General features: G+C 64.4%; 15 protein-coding genes and 4 pseudogenes. 10 read left to right on the forward strand and 9 right to left on the reverse strand.

All coding sequences use genetic code 11. From position 1 onward, the window contains the following. Nucleotides 1–295 precede the first annotated feature (295 nt). Nucleotides 296–1,957 carry an IS1182-like element ISMno10 family transposase gene (locus MNOD_RS14240; RefSeq protein WP_012631283.1) on the reverse strand — a complete coding sequence of 554 codons (1,662 nt, stop codon included), beginning with the start codon at nucleotides 1,955–1,957 and terminating at the stop codon, nucleotides 296–298. Nucleotides 1,958–2,117: 160 nt separating this feature from the next. Here MNOD_RS14240 and MNOD_RS49955 point away from each other — a divergent pair, with 160 nt between their 5' ends. Both MNOD_RS49955 and MNOD_RS49960 read left to right on the forward strand, forming a co-directional pair. Further along, nucleotides 2,118–2,540, forward strand: coding sequence for a metallophosphoesterase family protein (locus tag MNOD_RS49955; RefSeq protein ID WP_063748565.1), 423 nt, complete (start codon nucleotides 2,118–2,120; stop codon nucleotides 2,538–2,540). Continuing rightward, nucleotides 2,537–2,812 carry a metallophosphoesterase family protein gene (locus tag MNOD_RS49960; RefSeq protein WP_063748566.1) on the forward strand — a complete coding sequence of 92 codons (276 nt, stop codon included), beginning with the start codon at nucleotides 2,537–2,539 and terminating at the stop codon, nucleotides 2,810–2,812. The genes MNOD_RS49955 and MNOD_RS49960 overlap by 4 nt, the downstream gene beginning before the upstream one ends. A gap of 13 nt (nucleotides 2,813–2,825) precedes the next feature. On the opposite strand, the pseudogene MNOD_RS14250 reads toward MNOD_RS49960, so the two are convergent. Further along, nucleotides 2,826–3,192, reverse strand: a pseudogene (locus MNOD_RS14250) (DMT family transporter). A 17-nt stretch (nucleotides 3,193–3,209) separates the two neighbouring features. Here MNOD_RS14250 and MNOD_RS14255 point away from each other — a divergent pair. Then, nucleotides 3,210–3,412 (forward strand): annotated as a pseudogene (locus MNOD_RS14255) (transposase); the annotation flags it as partial. Here MNOD_RS14255 and MNOD_RS43225 read toward each other — a convergent pair. After that, nucleotides 3,386–3,857: pseudogene (locus MNOD_RS43225) on the reverse strand (Y-family DNA polymerase); the annotation flags it as partial. The pseudogenes MNOD_RS14255 and MNOD_RS43225 sit on opposite strands and share 27 nt — an antisense overlap. A 799-nt stretch (nucleotides 3,858–4,656) precedes the next feature. Between MNOD_RS43225 and MNOD_RS14260 the strand changes: the two are divergent. The 3 genes from MNOD_RS14260 to MNOD_RS46515 all read left to right on the forward strand — a co-directional run bounded on the left by MNOD_RS14260 (nucleotide 4,657) and on the right by MNOD_RS46515 (nucleotide 6,051). Continuing rightward, nucleotides 4,657–5,061 carry a Ros/MucR family transcriptional regulator gene (locus MNOD_RS14260; protein ID WP_015929615.1) on the forward strand — a complete coding sequence of 135 codons (405 nt, stop codon included), beginning with the start codon at nucleotides 4,657–4,659 and terminating at the stop codon, nucleotides 5,059–5,061. A 105-nt stretch (nucleotides 5,062–5,166) separates the two neighbouring features. After that, nucleotides 5,167–5,469 (forward strand): hypothetical protein, encoded by a 303-nt coding sequence (locus tag MNOD_RS46510; RefSeq protein ID WP_157091465.1) that lies wholly within the window; start codon nucleotides 5,167–5,169, stop codon nucleotides 5,467–5,469. Nucleotides 5,470–5,910: 441 nt separating this feature from the next. Further along, nucleotides 5,911–6,051 (forward strand): DUF6894 family protein, encoded by a 141-nt coding sequence (locus MNOD_RS46515; protein WP_015929616.1) that lies wholly within the window; start codon nucleotides 5,911–5,913, stop codon nucleotides 6,049–6,051. Nucleotides 6,052–6,523: 472 nt separating this feature from the next. On the opposite strand, the pseudogene MNOD_RS50620 reads toward MNOD_RS46515, so the two are convergent. The 3 genes and pseudogenes from MNOD_RS50620 to MNOD_RS49030 form a co-directional block, all read right to left on the reverse strand. Continuing rightward, nucleotides 6,524–6,592 (reverse strand): annotated as a pseudogene (locus MNOD_RS50620) (Cache 3/Cache 2 fusion domain-containing protein); the annotation flags it as partial. An 88-nt stretch (nucleotides 6,593–6,680) separates the two neighbouring features. Continuing rightward, nucleotides 6,681–6,827, reverse strand: coding sequence for a hypothetical protein (locus MNOD_RS49965; RefSeq protein WP_280113459.1), 147 nt, complete (start codon nucleotides 6,825–6,827; stop codon nucleotides 6,681–6,683). Then, a complete protein-coding gene (locus tag MNOD_RS49030) occupies nucleotides 6,824–7,042 on the reverse strand; it encodes a hypothetical protein (RefSeq protein WP_244424732.1) in 219 nt (72 codons plus the stop codon). The genes MNOD_RS49965 and MNOD_RS49030 overlap by 4 nt, the downstream gene beginning before the upstream one ends. A gap of 783 nt (nucleotides 7,043–7,825) precedes the next feature. Here MNOD_RS49030 and MNOD_RS14265 point away from each other — a divergent pair. The 3 genes from MNOD_RS14265 (at nucleotide 7,826) to MNOD_RS14275 (ending at nucleotide 10,498) form a co-directional block, all read left to right on the forward strand. After that, a complete protein-coding gene (locus MNOD_RS14265) occupies nucleotides 7,826–8,038 on the forward strand; it encodes a hypothetical protein (protein ID WP_015929618.1) in 213 nt (70 codons plus the stop codon). Nucleotides 8,039–9,014: 976 nt separating this feature from the next. Further along, complete coding sequence (locus tag MNOD_RS14270) at nucleotides 9,015–9,638, forward strand: HAD family acid phosphatase (RefSeq protein WP_244424733.1); 624 nt, start codon at nucleotides 9,015–9,017, stop codon at nucleotides 9,636–9,638. A 419-nt stretch (nucleotides 9,639–10,057) separates the two neighbouring features. Continuing rightward, entirely contained in the window at nucleotides 10,058–10,498 is a 441-nt protein-coding gene (locus MNOD_RS14275) for a hypothetical protein (protein WP_043751221.1), read from the forward strand. 318 nt (nucleotides 10,499–10,816) lie between these two features. Here MNOD_RS14275 and MNOD_RS14280 read toward each other — a convergent pair whose 3' ends face one another. Beyond that, complete coding sequence (locus MNOD_RS14280; RefSeq protein WP_015929621.1) at nucleotides 10,817–12,088, reverse strand: serine hydrolase domain-containing protein; 1,272 nt, start codon at nucleotides 12,086–12,088, stop codon at nucleotides 10,817–10,819. 477 nt (nucleotides 12,089–12,565) lie between these two features. Between MNOD_RS14280 and MNOD_RS14285 the strand changes: the two genes are divergently transcribed. Beyond that, on the forward strand, nucleotides 12,566–12,763 hold the full coding sequence (locus MNOD_RS14285) for a hypothetical protein (protein WP_043748720.1): 198 nt from the start codon (nucleotides 12,566–12,568) through the stop codon (nucleotides 12,761–12,763). 15 nt (nucleotides 12,764–12,778) lie between these two features. On the opposite strand, the gene MNOD_RS46520 is transcribed toward MNOD_RS14285, so the two are convergent. Together MNOD_RS46520 and MNOD_RS14290 are read right to left on the reverse strand one after the other, a co-directional pair. After that, complete coding sequence (locus MNOD_RS46520; RefSeq protein WP_015929622.1) at nucleotides 12,779–12,958, reverse strand: hypothetical protein; 180 nt, start codon at nucleotides 12,956–12,958, stop codon at nucleotides 12,779–12,781. A 431-nt stretch (nucleotides 12,959–13,389) separates the two neighbouring features. Further along, the gene (locus MNOD_RS14290; protein ID WP_015929623.1) at nucleotides 13,390–13,710 is read right to left on the reverse strand and encodes a DMT family transporter; all 321 of its coding nucleotides are present in this window, start codon (nucleotides 13,708–13,710) and stop codon (nucleotides 13,390–13,392) included. Nucleotides 13,711–14,041 lie beyond the last annotated feature (331 nt).

Here is a 14,041-nt window from a genome sequence, read left to right on the forward strand (position 1 = left end):
TTCTGGACAGAAAGGCGGGCCGGGGAGAGGCTTCAACAAGCCTCGGCCGGCGTGTCCATCAAACGGTTTCCAGCGGCCCTCCGGCTTGGCGTCTCGCGCGGCTGCATCACGAGCATCAAGCCCCCGCGCCGGCGTGCTTCGTGGGGCGCCAGTGGGAATTCGCTAACAGATGGGCCGCGCGCGGGCGCGCACCATCATGGGGAGGAAATGGGACGGCTGAGTCTGGCCCGGGACCGAGCGGCCAACCCTATTTCCGCAGCAGTATCCGGTCGGATACTGTTGGCGAATTCGGCCGCTATGCAGCGAGAGCCTCGAAGCGTGAGGTGCGCGTGGGGGCCAGCGGGCGGTGCGAGAACCAAGCGGCGAGACGATCAAGATTGAGAGCGGCCGCCGTCGCCACGCTCTGCAGGGTCATCTTCGCCAGTCCGCGATAGCGCGCTCGGCGCAAGCCGAAGCTCCGCACGCCCTGCGCGATCGTCGCCTCAATGCCTTGTCGCTGCCCGTAGAGCTGCCGGCCCTCCTCGCTCTCCTGCCGCATCCGCGCGGCCGCCAGCGCCTCGTGCTCCGCACGCGGATGCAGGCTGAGCCGGCGGCTCCCCGCCCGGGTGCACCGCGGCTTGGCTGGACACACGCGGCAGACGGCGGGGCTGAAGCCTGCGCGTATGAACGCGCGTCCGCTCACCTTGTCCCTGTACGTGCCCCAACTCGTACTCTCGCGGCCCTCGGGGCAGCACACGCGACAGCGCTCCCAGTCGACCGCGAAGTCCGTGACGTGGAACGCCCCCTCCTCACGCGTCTGCCAACTCTGGTTCGACCGCGCGGGGCCGATCAGGGCGATGCCGTGCCGCTCGTGCGCCGCGACCAGATGCTCGGCGCTGATATAGGCCGCGTCGACCAGGTGCTCGGAGGGGATCAGATCCAGGCCCGCCAGGGCGGCATGGATCACGCCGGTGCGCATCGCCTCATGCACATTGGCCGGAGTGGTGTCGGCGTGAACGACCAACCGAGGCAGGTCGGGGTCGCAGGTCTCGGTCAGGTGGACCATGTAGCCGGTCCACTCCGTTCCAGACTTGGCCCGGAACCGCGCCTCGACGTCGTAGGGCGACTCGACCCGGTCGCCGGGCCCGCGTCCCTGCACCGGGCGCAGCCGGACGCTGGTGCCGGCGGGTGGACTTCCGTCCCCTGCGCGCTCGAAGTGCCGCGCCCATACCCGGCGCAGCACGGCCACGGCAGGCAAGGCGACAGCGAGTGGCGGCGCGCTCGCGCCATCCAGCGCGTCGAGCAGGCGGTAGCCGTCCGCCCCGACCTGCAGCACGTAGGCCTCGCGCTTGGGGCCGGTCTCCGGCAGTCGCGCATCCTCGATGCGGCGATCGTAGCGCTCGTGCCAGTCGGGCGGGGCGACACGGCGCAGCCAGTCGGGGGCGAGGGCCGCGACCGCGTTGAGAGCCGCCCGCAGCGTCTCGGCCAACAGCTCGACCCGGTTGAGGTCGCGCACCGCGGCGAGCACGTGGGTGCTGTCGGTGCGCTGGCGCCCGCGCGCCTTGAGCACGCCCTGGTCGCGCGCGGCATCGAGGATGCGGGCCAGCAGCCGCCCGGTGGCCTCGTGCTGCAGCAGCCGACCGCGGAACTCGCACAGGACGCTGTAGTCGAAGCCGGGATCGGCCAGATCAAGTCCCAGCAGGTACTTCCAGTCAATCCGCGCCCGGACCGCCTCGGCGGCTTGGCGATCGCTCATGCTCTCCCGAAACTGCAAGAGCGTGACCAGGGCCAAGCGCCAGGGCGCGTAGGCGGGCTGGCCGCGTGCGGGATAGAGGTCGGCGAACGCGGCATCAGCGAAGATTGTGCCGAGCCGCGTGCGCAGGAGCAGGTAGGGGTTGCCGCGCCGGAACGCGGTTTGGGCCACCCGGGCGGTGTCCTCAGGGACCGGTGGGAGTGGGTGGTGCGGCCGGAGCGACATGAGCGACCTCCGAGCGGGACGGTCAGCCTACACCCAGCACCCCCCGGAATTCGCCAACAGTGTCCGGTCGTTTTCTGGACACGTGATCACCCTAAGCTCTGGCCGCAGGTTCTGAACAATATGATGTTCACCAATCGCAATTTAGGCAAAGATTACAGGCATGAAGCTGGTCATCATCTCCGACATTCACGGCAACCTGGACGCCTTGCAGGCACTCCCGGAAGGGTATGATGAGCTTTGGGTGCTCGGAGATCTGGTGAACTACGGCCCGCAATCGCGGGAGGTGGTCGAGGAGATCAGGGAGAAGGCGTCGCTGATCGTTCAGGGCAACCACGATCACGCGGTTGGCCACGACGACGACAGCCGGTGGAGCGCGCGCTATCGCGTCCTGGCTGAGACGACCCGCCGGCACACGTCATCCATACTGAGCGACTGGCAGAAAGCCTATCTGCGCGACCTGCCACTCCACGCCCAGGCGGTGCGGGAAGGGGTGCGCTTTCACCTGACGCACGCGACACCCTCGGACCCCCCCTGTATGGGCGTTGCGCGCCCGAAGGACGGGGGAGCGAGCTGGAGGCCGTGACGGCCGACGTGCTGCTCGTCGGCCACAGCCACATGCCATTCCTCGGCCGGTTCGGGAACCAGACCGTGTTGAACCCCGGCAGCCTCGGCCAGCCGCGCGCAGGGGAACCCCGCGCGAGCTATGCCGTCTGGCAGGACGGCACCTTCACGCTGCGGTCCTTCCCCTACCCGGTCGAGGACACTGTGGCGAAGCTGCAAGCGCTGGGGTTCCCCGCCGCGATTGAGGAGGAGTTGACCACGATCCTGCGCACCGGCGCGGTGAAGGCCGGCTGACCGGCATGATGGTTCAGCGCTGGATCAGCACCACGCCGCCGATCAGCAGCGCAACACCGACCAGGCGCGGCACGTCGATCGGCCGCTGGGCAAGGCTGAGCCAGCCGAAATGATCGAACGTCACGGACGCGAGCATCTGGCCGGTGATGAGCAGCGCGATGAACGTCGCGGCCCCGAACTGCGGCACGAGGAAGATCGCCAGGCCGATGAAGATCGCGCCGAACAGCCCCCCCACTCCATGGCCACCACGGGATGCGTCCGGCGACCGTGGCGGACGGGAGGGGATCGCGCAGGGACACGGCGAGCAGCGCCATGCACACGCCCCCGACGAAGTAGCTCATGAATGGACTTGCGCCGGACAAGTGGAGAGCTCTTTCCATGAGGGACGAGGTCTCCGATGGCAGAACCGAAGCAGCGCTTCACCCCCGAGTTCCGTGCCGAGGCCGTGCGGCTTGCCCAGGCCAGCGGGCGCTCGCGGCGCGAGCGCGCGGCCGATCTCGGGATCGGGCTGTCGACCTGCGGTCCTGGATCGACCGCGGTCGCGAGCGAGAGATGGAACAGCCACCAGCTGATCGTCAGGAGGACATGGCCGCCGAGCTCGGGGATGCTCTTGGCGATATGGTTGGCGAGCTTGGCGAGGGTCTTGGGCGGCCCGATCCCGACGCAGGTGGCCAGGCCCGTCCAGCGCCGCACGGTCGAGCGCAGGTCGCGGGCGAGTTCCAGCCTCTCCCGCTCGCGCACGTCCGACAGGTCGAGGAAGCTCTCGTCGATCGAGTACACCTCCACGTCGGGCGCGAAGGTCCGGTAGGACGGCATTGGCCCTCGCCGACATGTCGCCGTAGAGGGCGTAGTTCGACGAGAACACCCGCACCTTCTCGCGTCGGCACAGGTCGCGGATCATGAAGCAGGGCGTGCCCATCTTGATCCCGAGCGCCTTGGCCTCGCTGGTACGGGCAATGGCGCAGCCACCGTTGTTGCTCAGCACGATCCCCGGCACACCCGTGAGGCGCGGGTCAAAGCATGAAGGGGATGCGCAATAGCCCACTCCAGTCTGCTGCCTGCTCGCCGACCCGGTAGAGACTCACGCCGCCCTCCGCGTTAGAACGAAAAGAGTACAAACGGGCGGGACGTGCCGTGGCCGGATGAGACGGCCTGAAGCGCAGATAGAGCAACCTCTCGACCATCGTCCGAATCGTCTCCCGCGAGTGGCAGGCTTGGAACCGTCTAACGCTTCGGTCCACGGGTTTCGGAGGTGGGGTCAATCCGTGACCACCCTGAGTACTCAAGGAGATAGACGAGCCTCGTGGAGACCGGCGGAGCCGTTCAAACGGCTGCCGAGGGGGCAGGGCGGCGGTAGCCGAAGCGGGTCGCAAGATTCGTGCGGAGAAGCAGCGCCGTGGTCGGCTGGAGAGGCTTCAGCGCCCATTCGAGCGGGGTTTTCATGAGCTTGCGTGCAGTCGACCAAACTAGTGATGTACCCCGAGTACCGAGGGGCTGCACCGTGTGGAGGATGCGGCGAGGACGTCGAGAGCTAACACGGGCACAAACCCGTAGCTCTTACGGGTTTGTGCCGAACCACCCTCTGAACCTGCCCACTACCCGGTGGTAGCGATCCGTTCGCCTGCGCCGCCACCTCGAAGCAAACGAATACTTTGGATAAATTAAGCGTATGAAGCGGCCAAGCGCGTCGATTACATCTGATAAACCGCAGATTATGGTCTGCCATGATCCGCATAAAACGTGGTATAACGCCACCATTGACAGAATGGTGGAGTATCGTGCATCGCTGCACATGGCAGCCTCCTCTCAGAGTGAGGCTGATGAACATTGGTGGGAGCGGCTGCATGGCGCTTGGAACTGAACCGGATTCAAAGTTGATCACTTTGGTGACCGATATTGTCTCGGCGTACGTGTCCCACAACAGCGTGCCGATGAGTGAGCTGCCGACGCTGATCCAAAGTGTGTCCGACCAGCTCGGAAGCCTCGGACAACCTGCCGAACCGGAATCCGAACCGCTCGTTCCGCCGGTGCCGATCAAGAAGACGGTAATGCCGGACGCGATCATCAGCCTGGAGGACGGTAGGCCCTACAAGTCGCTGAAGCGCCATCTCAGCACGCGCGGGCTCACACCCGAGGAATACCGCAAGAAGTGGGGCCTGCCGCCGGATTACCCGATGGTGGCGGCGAACTACGCTGCGCAACGCTCCGAACTCGCCAAGAGGATCGGCCTCGGTAGGAAGGCGAGCTGAGGGCGAAGCCAGTCTCAGCAGGTCCTGGCACCCAAGCGTCCTGCGCGCCTTCCGGGACCTTGAGGACTCGCTGGGTGCCGTGGCCAGTGGCCGGACCGACAGACCATGAACAAGGGTCACCTTGCCAAACTCCCCCGCCGCGGGTTGTTCTGCCTTCCTATGAGCGCTCACGCAGCAGAATGCTGCGTGGAGAGAAATAGCATTGAAAAGATTGATCATATTAATCGCGAAATACGCATATTGGAATTGGGCAACTTGTCGGATTTGCTCAAATCCGCTACAGAATTCTCCAGAGATGATACAAAGCAAGAACAGTTCGCTGATACTTGTAAGCCTGCACTTGACAGGGCTATTCCAAATTCAGAAATAGGCCAGAAAAAGCAAGATCTGACCTCGGAGATAACTTAAATATTGAAAAGCGCAATAAAAATAAAGCGAGCCGGGCTGCAAATCTGCCGCTGACCTATTTTTGTGACTTCTCTCTGCCGTGAGAGGCGATCAACCTCCTAATGATCTTTTTAACGTGCGCGCGTACTTTGTCACTGTGCTCAGATGATTCCTGGCTTATGTAAGTGTCTTCGAGCTTAGACAGTGCGAAAATCACTTTTGTCTCCATACCGATGGGGAATAACCGGTATCTAGGGCGGCGCGGATTCCCGTCAATGCCACCTAATCACTTATAGCCTACTGCCTACTCCGAATCATCACAAGTAAGTGAAAATACCGTGTTACGATCGGTTGCATAGCGTGTAGATAAGCGAAGTTCGCTCGAGACGGGGAGAGCCGGTGGTTGACTACGTAGGTAGACAGTTCCGGACTGGTCCTGTGGTACGGACCGCAGGAGGCTCCGTGGCACAGCGCTTCTACTTCGACCTCACCGATGGGCTCACCACCATCCGCGACGACGAGGGCGTGGAGGCTGACGACTTAGCCGACGCGCTAGAGCCGTGCCCGTTTCGGTTGAAACGGCCGCGGCTCTCAAGTCTTTGATTTTTCGCGCTCCCTTGCGCCGAACCGGCATCCGCTTCGGCGGGGAGCGCTCTAAAGCAAGCCGAGGCCGCGCTGGCGGAGATGAGAGCTGCTGGCGAGTTGGCCGACTTCGAAGAGGGCTGGAGGCTCGTCATTCGCATCAGGGCCAATGTAAACCTCACCACGATCCCGATCGTGCCGGCGAGCGGGCCGCAGTGACTGTCCCGCCGCCACACCTATTCACCCTCCGATCCGCAGGGCATGCCGGACACGAAAGAACGCCAGCACGGGTGGGGGAACCCGGCCGGCGCCAAAACTGAGACCCATGCAGCGGGCGCATCGCGCAGCGGCTTGCGATGGTTCCGGGCCCTCAGGCGCCCATCCACACCACCTTGAATTGCTCCCGGCGAGCCTTGGCGTTCATGGTCTCGCAGGTGGCGCGGGCCTGCCGCTCCGAGACGAAGGTCATCCGGACAATCCCTTTGGTGTGCCGCTATTGCTTCGGATAGCCGACGTAGTAAATTCCTAAAATTTCGCTTCGAGCATCCCGGATTGGCTCGTAGCCCGTTGTGTAAGGCTTGCCAAAATATCTACATCGCCAAAGAAATTTTCGCCTTTTCTGATGGCCGCAATGGCCTTGCCTGCCGTGCCTAAGTTCGCGGCAATCGCCAGCGAGTCGTCCTCTTTTTCATATTCGTTGTTACTCGGATGAATTCATCTCTATCTTTCACAAATATATTTGCTGTGTCGCCCTTTTCTTTTTGGATTTTTTCAACAAGCGTGAAGCTTCCGTTCATCGTGTGCTTCCAAAGTAAAGAACGGGCACCTTCTTCACTACCAACTCTTCCTCGCCTTTAATGCTTGGCGCGCTAATTGCAGCGGCTTTTGACTTGAGAAGTTGCATTGCAGATTGAACATCTTCAGCGGGCCCGACTAACACTCGTGCCGGCGCCGCTCCTGAGAACATGGCAGTCAAAGCTACCAGTGCGAAGGCGACGGTAGACTTTTTCATCTTTGCCTCCCACCAGCCTCACAGCACCTCGGTGGGCGGACATCGGGCGTGGAGGCCCATCTCAGTCATGCGAAGAAACTCACGCCTGCCGTCGCCTTTTGTCAATCAGCCGATCCCCTGGAGCAGGATCCGTTCACGGTGGAACGGCTTCTGCTCTCGCTCTTTCGGGTCTGTCGCATTGTCTGCGACGAACCGGCATCCACTTCGTCGGAAAATGCTCTAGTAGCCCACTTTCAGCAGCATTATGGCGGGGTGGCTGATCCGGCAGGAGCGGAGGCGGTCCTGACTCGCCAAAGTGACTCTTCGCGCAATTGCGCGGATTGGGCTCGGCCGTCCGCCTTTGGTTGAGCTTGGGGTATGAAGCGCCCCGGGTTTCGCGGAGGCTCCAACTCTTGAATGTGCGCCGCGGACGTCCGGGGGCGGGACAGAAACCGCACGGCCACCACCGGCTAGACCGGTCCGCGGCTTCCACGCGCAGCGTCGCGAAATGCTTGCACGGCAGAATGCGCCCGAGGCGCAGCGGCGCATGGCAGTGCGGACGGCGATCCTGCTGGCGAGGCCAACGTAGGCAGGCATCACTCGGCTTCGAGCGCTACACACTATCTGCAAAGCTTAGTGGGCCAATGGAGGCGCCCTGAAACGATTACAATGGCATTCCGGTCGGCAGGGTGGACTAATGTACAAGAAACGGCAGCGCTATTTTTCTTTAAACAGTTGGATTAAACCATTGCCTCAAACGATGGAGTGCATCAAAGTAGCAACAATTTGCAGCCGGAGGTGCGCATGCCGAACCGCGGGTACACCGTGCGGAGGGGGCGCTATGGCTGGTGCGTCTATGCCGTGCACACGGGCAAGCCGGTCCGCGTGAATGGGCGGGTACAGACGGGGCTGTCGCGCGAGACCGCCATAGCACTTCTCGCGTCGCTGAGGGCCCTCGCCTTCATCGAGGCTGAGTTCGGCGAGCAGCCGATCATCAAAGGGCGCTCGCTCGATTAGAGCGCAGCATCCAGGCGGGCCAGCTCGCGCTGCACCTGCGTCGTCGGTCCGGGCTTCAACGATGCGCCTGATCGCGGCAGCGCCGAACGGCGTTCCCTCAATCGATCTGACGAGACCAGATCCTCGCTGACGGGCAAGCGCGGTTGAGCGCTCGCGGCGACGTTCAACCTGGGTGAGAGACGGCCGGCGCGGCCGACGCGACACGGAGCGCGTGGCGTTGCCTGTCTCTCCTCTCAGAGCCAGTGATCCCACCACAGCGTCACCAGCGGGTCGGGTGAGGGACCTGGGCGCTCGGCCCGCTGCCTCCCCGGACAAATCCGCCGCCGGGACATCCTGGCGCATTACGCTCGGATCGCCGAGCGGAACCGTTGGGGTATGGGATCGGCCGGCCCGCTGCCGGCGCACTACAAGGCCGGCGGGCGGGACGGGCCATGGCCGGATGAGAAGTCCTGACGAGAAAAGCCCCGCCTCGGCCGAGCCGGGCGGGCTTGCTGGCGCTGGGCACGGGACGCATCAGGGTCAAAGCCCAGTCAGCTTGGCTATGGAAGGGCCGCAAGGGGTGGGGAGCAGCCTTCTGCGCCTTCGCCTGTAATGACCGGGGCTGACCCGTTGCAGACACTCGACAGCCTCAAGTTGAAGTTGCCTTTGCGGTGGCAAGCGGACTTATTGAGCAATACGACGCGCACAATTGCTGCTAAGGCTACGCCTACGACATGCCGCGGCCGAGGAACTGGCACTGTCGGCTGCTACGTGTGACCGGCTGACGCTCAGGGAGGACCCGAGCTACGTCGGCAGTGGCGTCGGCGCGGTGGCGCTCGCCTTGGTCGCCACCCAATACGCGCCGACCAATACCGAGGGGGCTGACATGACGTTGCTCACCTGTTCTCGCGCGCTCGCCGCCGCAGCCTGGCTTGGACTTGCGATAACGGCCGCCCCGGTCCGGTCGGCGGAGCCTCTTGCCACAAAGCCAGCCGCGGTGCCCGGCGAACCCGCCAACGTGGGCGACGCGAAGCGGGCGGCGAGAGCCTATTACGAGACCGGCCGTTACATGCGCGACCTGGCGGACGTGACGGCGCGTGCGGGTGCGTGGCTGACCGAGCGGGCCCGGCAAGTCGAGCGCCCGGCGCTCGTGCTCGACGTGGACGACACCGCCCTCTCCAACTGGGAGGTGATCCAGGCCGACGATTTCGGCCGGGTGTTCGGCGGCCCGTGCGAGGCGTTGCCTGAAGGCCCGTGTGGTTGGGTCAACTGGGACCTTCTGGGGCGCAGCCCCGTCCTGCCGGCGACCCTGGCACTCTATACCCTCGCCCGGGCACAGGGCGTGGCGGTGTTCTTCATCACGGGCCGGGACGAGCCGCAGCGGGCCGCGACCGAGCGCAACCTCAAGGAGGCCGGCTACACCGAATACGTGCGACTCGACATGCCGGCCTTCGGTGCCCGCTACACCTCGGCCGCTGACTTCAAGGCTCCCCGACGCGCTGCCATCGAGGCCGAAGGGTATCGGATCATCGCGAATGTCGGCGACCAGCCGTCGGACCTCGCGGGTGGCTATGCGGAGCGCATCTTCCTGCTGCCGAACCCGTTCTACCGCATTCCCTGACGCTGTCCGCGCGCCGTTGCGTCCACGACCCGGCCGAGAACCCACCGGGCGACTGCCGGGGCCATCACCCGCGGCCCTGATTGGCGAGTGAGGCAGTGTGCTGCGCTGGACACGTCCCGGTGGGCCGCGGCCGCCACGATCCGACACGGCTCCTCGGCTCACACGTGCTGGGCAAGCCGCCTCTCCTCGTCGCCATGCGTGCCGTGCGGAGTTCCCGCGGGCCGCCTTCCTGCGCACCCTTGGGGCGTGTCCTCGGCGCCCCAACCGGTGCCCTGGGTTCGCCGCGATGTGCGCCAAGGAGCGCTCGGATGGCCGACCGCCTGACGCCCCGTGCGCAGCCTGTTTTACCGATCAGCGTGATTTGACCTCGGGCCTGCGAAGGATCACGATCGGGACCTTGCGCACCGATGGGCTGCACGATGAGCGCCGAGTGGCAATATCAGCTGCGAATCTATCTGCCCGATGACCTTGTCGAGGTCGCCCGAGCGAATCCGGATGGTTCAGCGCTCGCGCCGCTTGGCGATGTCCTGGCGAAACATCGTGCGTCGCTGAAGTGCCAGTTTGATGCGTTTGCAGACTACGTCGCGGAAGCGGAACGACACGGCGTGACCGGGTTTCCGCTGTATGCCTGGACCAAGGCGACGATCGAGGATCCGATCAAGCGAGCCAAGCACCTCAAAGCCTTTGCCCTTCGTGTGAACGGCGAGGAGATCTACGGCAAAGCGGAAGCAGACGCGCTTGAGGCGGATTTGCAGCCCCTCATCGGCGCTGGCGTGATCGAGCGCATGTCAAAGCACGACACGAACCCGGCCAATAACCCACAGCCTCCAGAGCAGTATCGGCAGCGGCCCGCCCCGTAGCGACTGACTGGCTGCGAACGCTGGATCGACGTCCACCTCCACCTCAGGATTGTCTGCGCGCTCAGTGCATCAATCAAACCAGATCATTGTGCGCGGATTCGAGTGATCGTCGCAATGCCTTGGCGGAGAGGGTTGCGATGAGGACTGGGAGACGGCGCTCGGATCGGGCACGACGAGCCGTGTTGCAGCGATCGAAGGTCGGCTCCTGGCGCGGAGCGGGCGAAAAGCCGCTCCGCTCTGGATACAGTTGATGCTCGGGGTCTCTAATTTTGCTACATTTTCTGAGACGAACCAGCATATCCTTCGTCGGAAAACGCTCTAATCGACCAGCGCGCCGTAGAGCAGGTTCTTGAATAGGAAGCGCGTCTTCTGGCGGGTGCTGGGTCCGGCCGACAGGAAGACCCCCACGATCTTCTCCTTGCGATCGACCGTAAAGCTCGTGCCGCCCGCCCCTGCCCACATCGCGTCGCCCTTCGAGCCCGGGATCCACGCACCGCCCTCGTCAAGGCGCACGCCCCAGCCGAGGCCGAAGCCGTAGCCCGGACCTGTGGTCGGGAATGGCGAGCCTTCCAGACCCTGGAGGTGGTTCGACAGCATGAACTCGACCGACTCCCGCGACAGGATGCGCACGCCGTCGAGTTCGCCGCCATTCGCGACCATCTGGGCAAAGCGAAAGTAGTCTCTCGCCGTCACGAGCGCCCCTGCCCCGCCATGGACGTAGCGCTTGCCGGGGTCCTGCTCGCTGCGGGCAAGCTTCCACAGGCCGGCCTTGAGCGGGTCGGCATCGTAAGCGTCGGCGAACCGCGAGGCTTGGTCGGGCCTCAGCTGAAAGCTCGTCTCGGTCATGCCGAGGGGCTTGAAGATCGTTTCCTCCAAGTAGACGTCGAGGCGCTTGCCCGTCACCTTCTCGACCACGAGGCCCAGCACGTCGGTTGCGACGGAGTATTCCCAGCGCGTTCCAGGCTCATAGGCGAGCGGGATCGCCGAGAGACGCTTGATGAACTCGTCGTTGGAGAGGTCGGAGTTTAGGCTTTCGACATCGGCCTGCTCGTAGGCGTCCTTCATCTCCGGGAAGGGTGCAGTCCCGGCATAGGTGAAGCCTGCGGTGTGGCGAAACAGATCCCAGATCAGGATGGGGCGCTTTGCCGGAACGGCGACGCGGCTCGTTCGCCCGCGCTCGTCGCGCACCTCCGCGTAAACCTTCATGTCCTTGAATTCGGGAAAGTACTGCGAGAGCGGATCCCGCAGGCTGAGCTTGCCCTGCTCAATCAGGGCGACCGCGGCCACGGCCACGATCGGCTTGGTCATCGAGAAGCCGCGGAACACAGCATCGCGGGTCATCGGCTTCGTCTTGGCCGAATCCAGAAAGCCGTGCGCCTCGAAATGCACGATCTTGCCGTTGCGGGCGATCAGCGTCACCGCACCCGGGATTGTCCCCTGCTCGATCTCCTGCTTCATCACGGGCGCGATGCGCGCCAGCCGTTCGGTCGAGAAGCCCTCTTGGACCGGTGCCTCGTCGGCGGCGAGCGCTAGCCCGGTCCAGAGCATGGCCGCGAGCGAGAGCGGCGCCACGCGCTTGGCGTTTCGCATCGTTCATATCCTCCCTTTCGGAACAGCATAGGCATCCGGTAGCGGCTAGGCCAGGGACGTTGCAATCGGATCCAGTAGACTTTGGCTCCTAGCCCGAAGCCGAACGCAAACTCGTGACCTGTTCCAGACATTCGCGCCCCGCGACCTGGATGGCCGCTTTCGCGCGTTTTCCGGACATGTGATTTCCGAACCGGGTCTCGGGACCCAGCAGCGCTTGGCGACTGACATCACCGTTTCGACCTGCCGGCCCTGCCGGTAGGCACGTCGGCTGATCGAATCGATGACCCGCATCAGATCCTGGCGCAGGAAGGCGATGCCGGCTCAGACCGACCCCTGCTCGCCCGGCGGCGTGGTAACGCGACGTTCGTGGTAGAGCAGGTAGAGGCCCGAGGCCGCCGCCACTGCGCCGCAGAGCAGGGTCCAGCGGTCAGGCAAGTCACCGAAGACAACAAACCCGAGGAAGACGGCCCAGAGCAGGTGGGCGCAGGCGAAGGCGCCAGCGTCGAGGCCGGGGCGTGCCGGTGGGCCGGATCAGCAGCCAGTGTCGCCCTCGACCTCGCTGCGGTCATGCTGGCTCACCTCTATGCCCGCGAGGTGCTTGCACGGGAGAACGCGCCCGAAGCGCAGCGGCGCATGGTGGTCAGGACCGCGATCCTGCTGGCGAGGCCCATATGAGCGAAGGCCGGGAGGCTACTTGCCGCTCTGGCGATGATGCGGGTGAGGCATGACGATAAGGTCAATGTCGCCGTCGAGTGCAAACGCAAGGCGACATGCCAGATTAGGATCAATGCCATGCACGAGTGGACGGCCGCCGCTGACGAGCGTGTAGGTGCCGTTCGGCCTCGCTTCGAGGCGGATTTCCTCTTCCATCCTCCGCTCCGTACCAAAGATACTGCGCGGCTTAATCTGTGTAAGCCCTACCACCTTCCAAAGCGGGTGAGCGCCATTGGTTCACGGCCGCGTGAGCGGAAATTTCAGCCAAGTTAGCCGAGAACGCACAAAAGCCCGCCACGGCAGGACGGGGCGGGCTAGGCAATGGTCGAGTCCCATCGGATCAAGCGGCGCCCACGACAGTATGGCACACCGCAGATGCCCCGCCGCGTTGGCGTCGCAGCGGGGCATGCCTCCTCGGGATCTCCCTAGACCTCGGGCCGCTCCGCAAGAGCGGCCTTCCTTTGCCTTGATTGCCCCTCGCGCGCGAGGCGGCGCGCTATGCGTAAAGCGGGTTTATGGAAGCCAAGTAGGCCGGGACCGCGGCCCTGAGCCGACGCTCTTAACAGTACGGCGGCGCGATTGACGCTCTAGTCCGAACTGGACAGCTTCATGAGCACGAGCCCGCTCACGATGAAGACGGCTGCCAGTACCCGCAGCAGGCTGGCCGTCTCGCCCAGAACGGCGATGCCGACAACGAACGCACCCACCGCGCCGATCCCGGTCCACACCGTGTACGCGGTGCCGAGCGGGAGCGAGCGCATCGACCAGGCGAGAAGACCGACGCTCAGCAGCATTGCGATTGCCATGATCATCGTAGGCCAGGGGCGCGTGAAGCCGTCCGATTGCTTCATCGCAAAGGCCCAGACGATCTCGAACAGACCCGCGAGTACGAGCACCACCCAAGCCACAGCAGCCTCCATCGAACTGGCTGCCGGGCCGTCCCGGTCTTGACACCCTGAGCGGGGCGAGGACGTGGCCATCGCGCCGCTCAGGTAACGTGACGGGGTGAGCGGATCAACTGCGCACCCGGGACGCAGTCTCGCGCGCGTGAAGCTGCCCGGGACGCGTAAGGCGCCTTTATGGAACGCGAAACCACCCCTCCGAACAGTCTTCCGAAGATCTCAAGCGCGGCGCCGTGGCGCGCTCCGTCGAGGGTTCAGTCTATCGGCCTCCGGTGGCGCCTCGCGGGCCGGCAGCTAGTCTGTGCGAGACTTTGTGCCATCGCACACTTCCGGCGAG

This window comes from Methylobacterium nodulans ORS 2060, assembly GCF_000022085.1.
In the GTDB taxonomy this organism is placed as follows: Bacteria; Pseudomonadota; Alphaproteobacteria; order Rhizobiales; family Beijerinckiaceae; genus Methylobacterium; species Methylobacterium nodulans.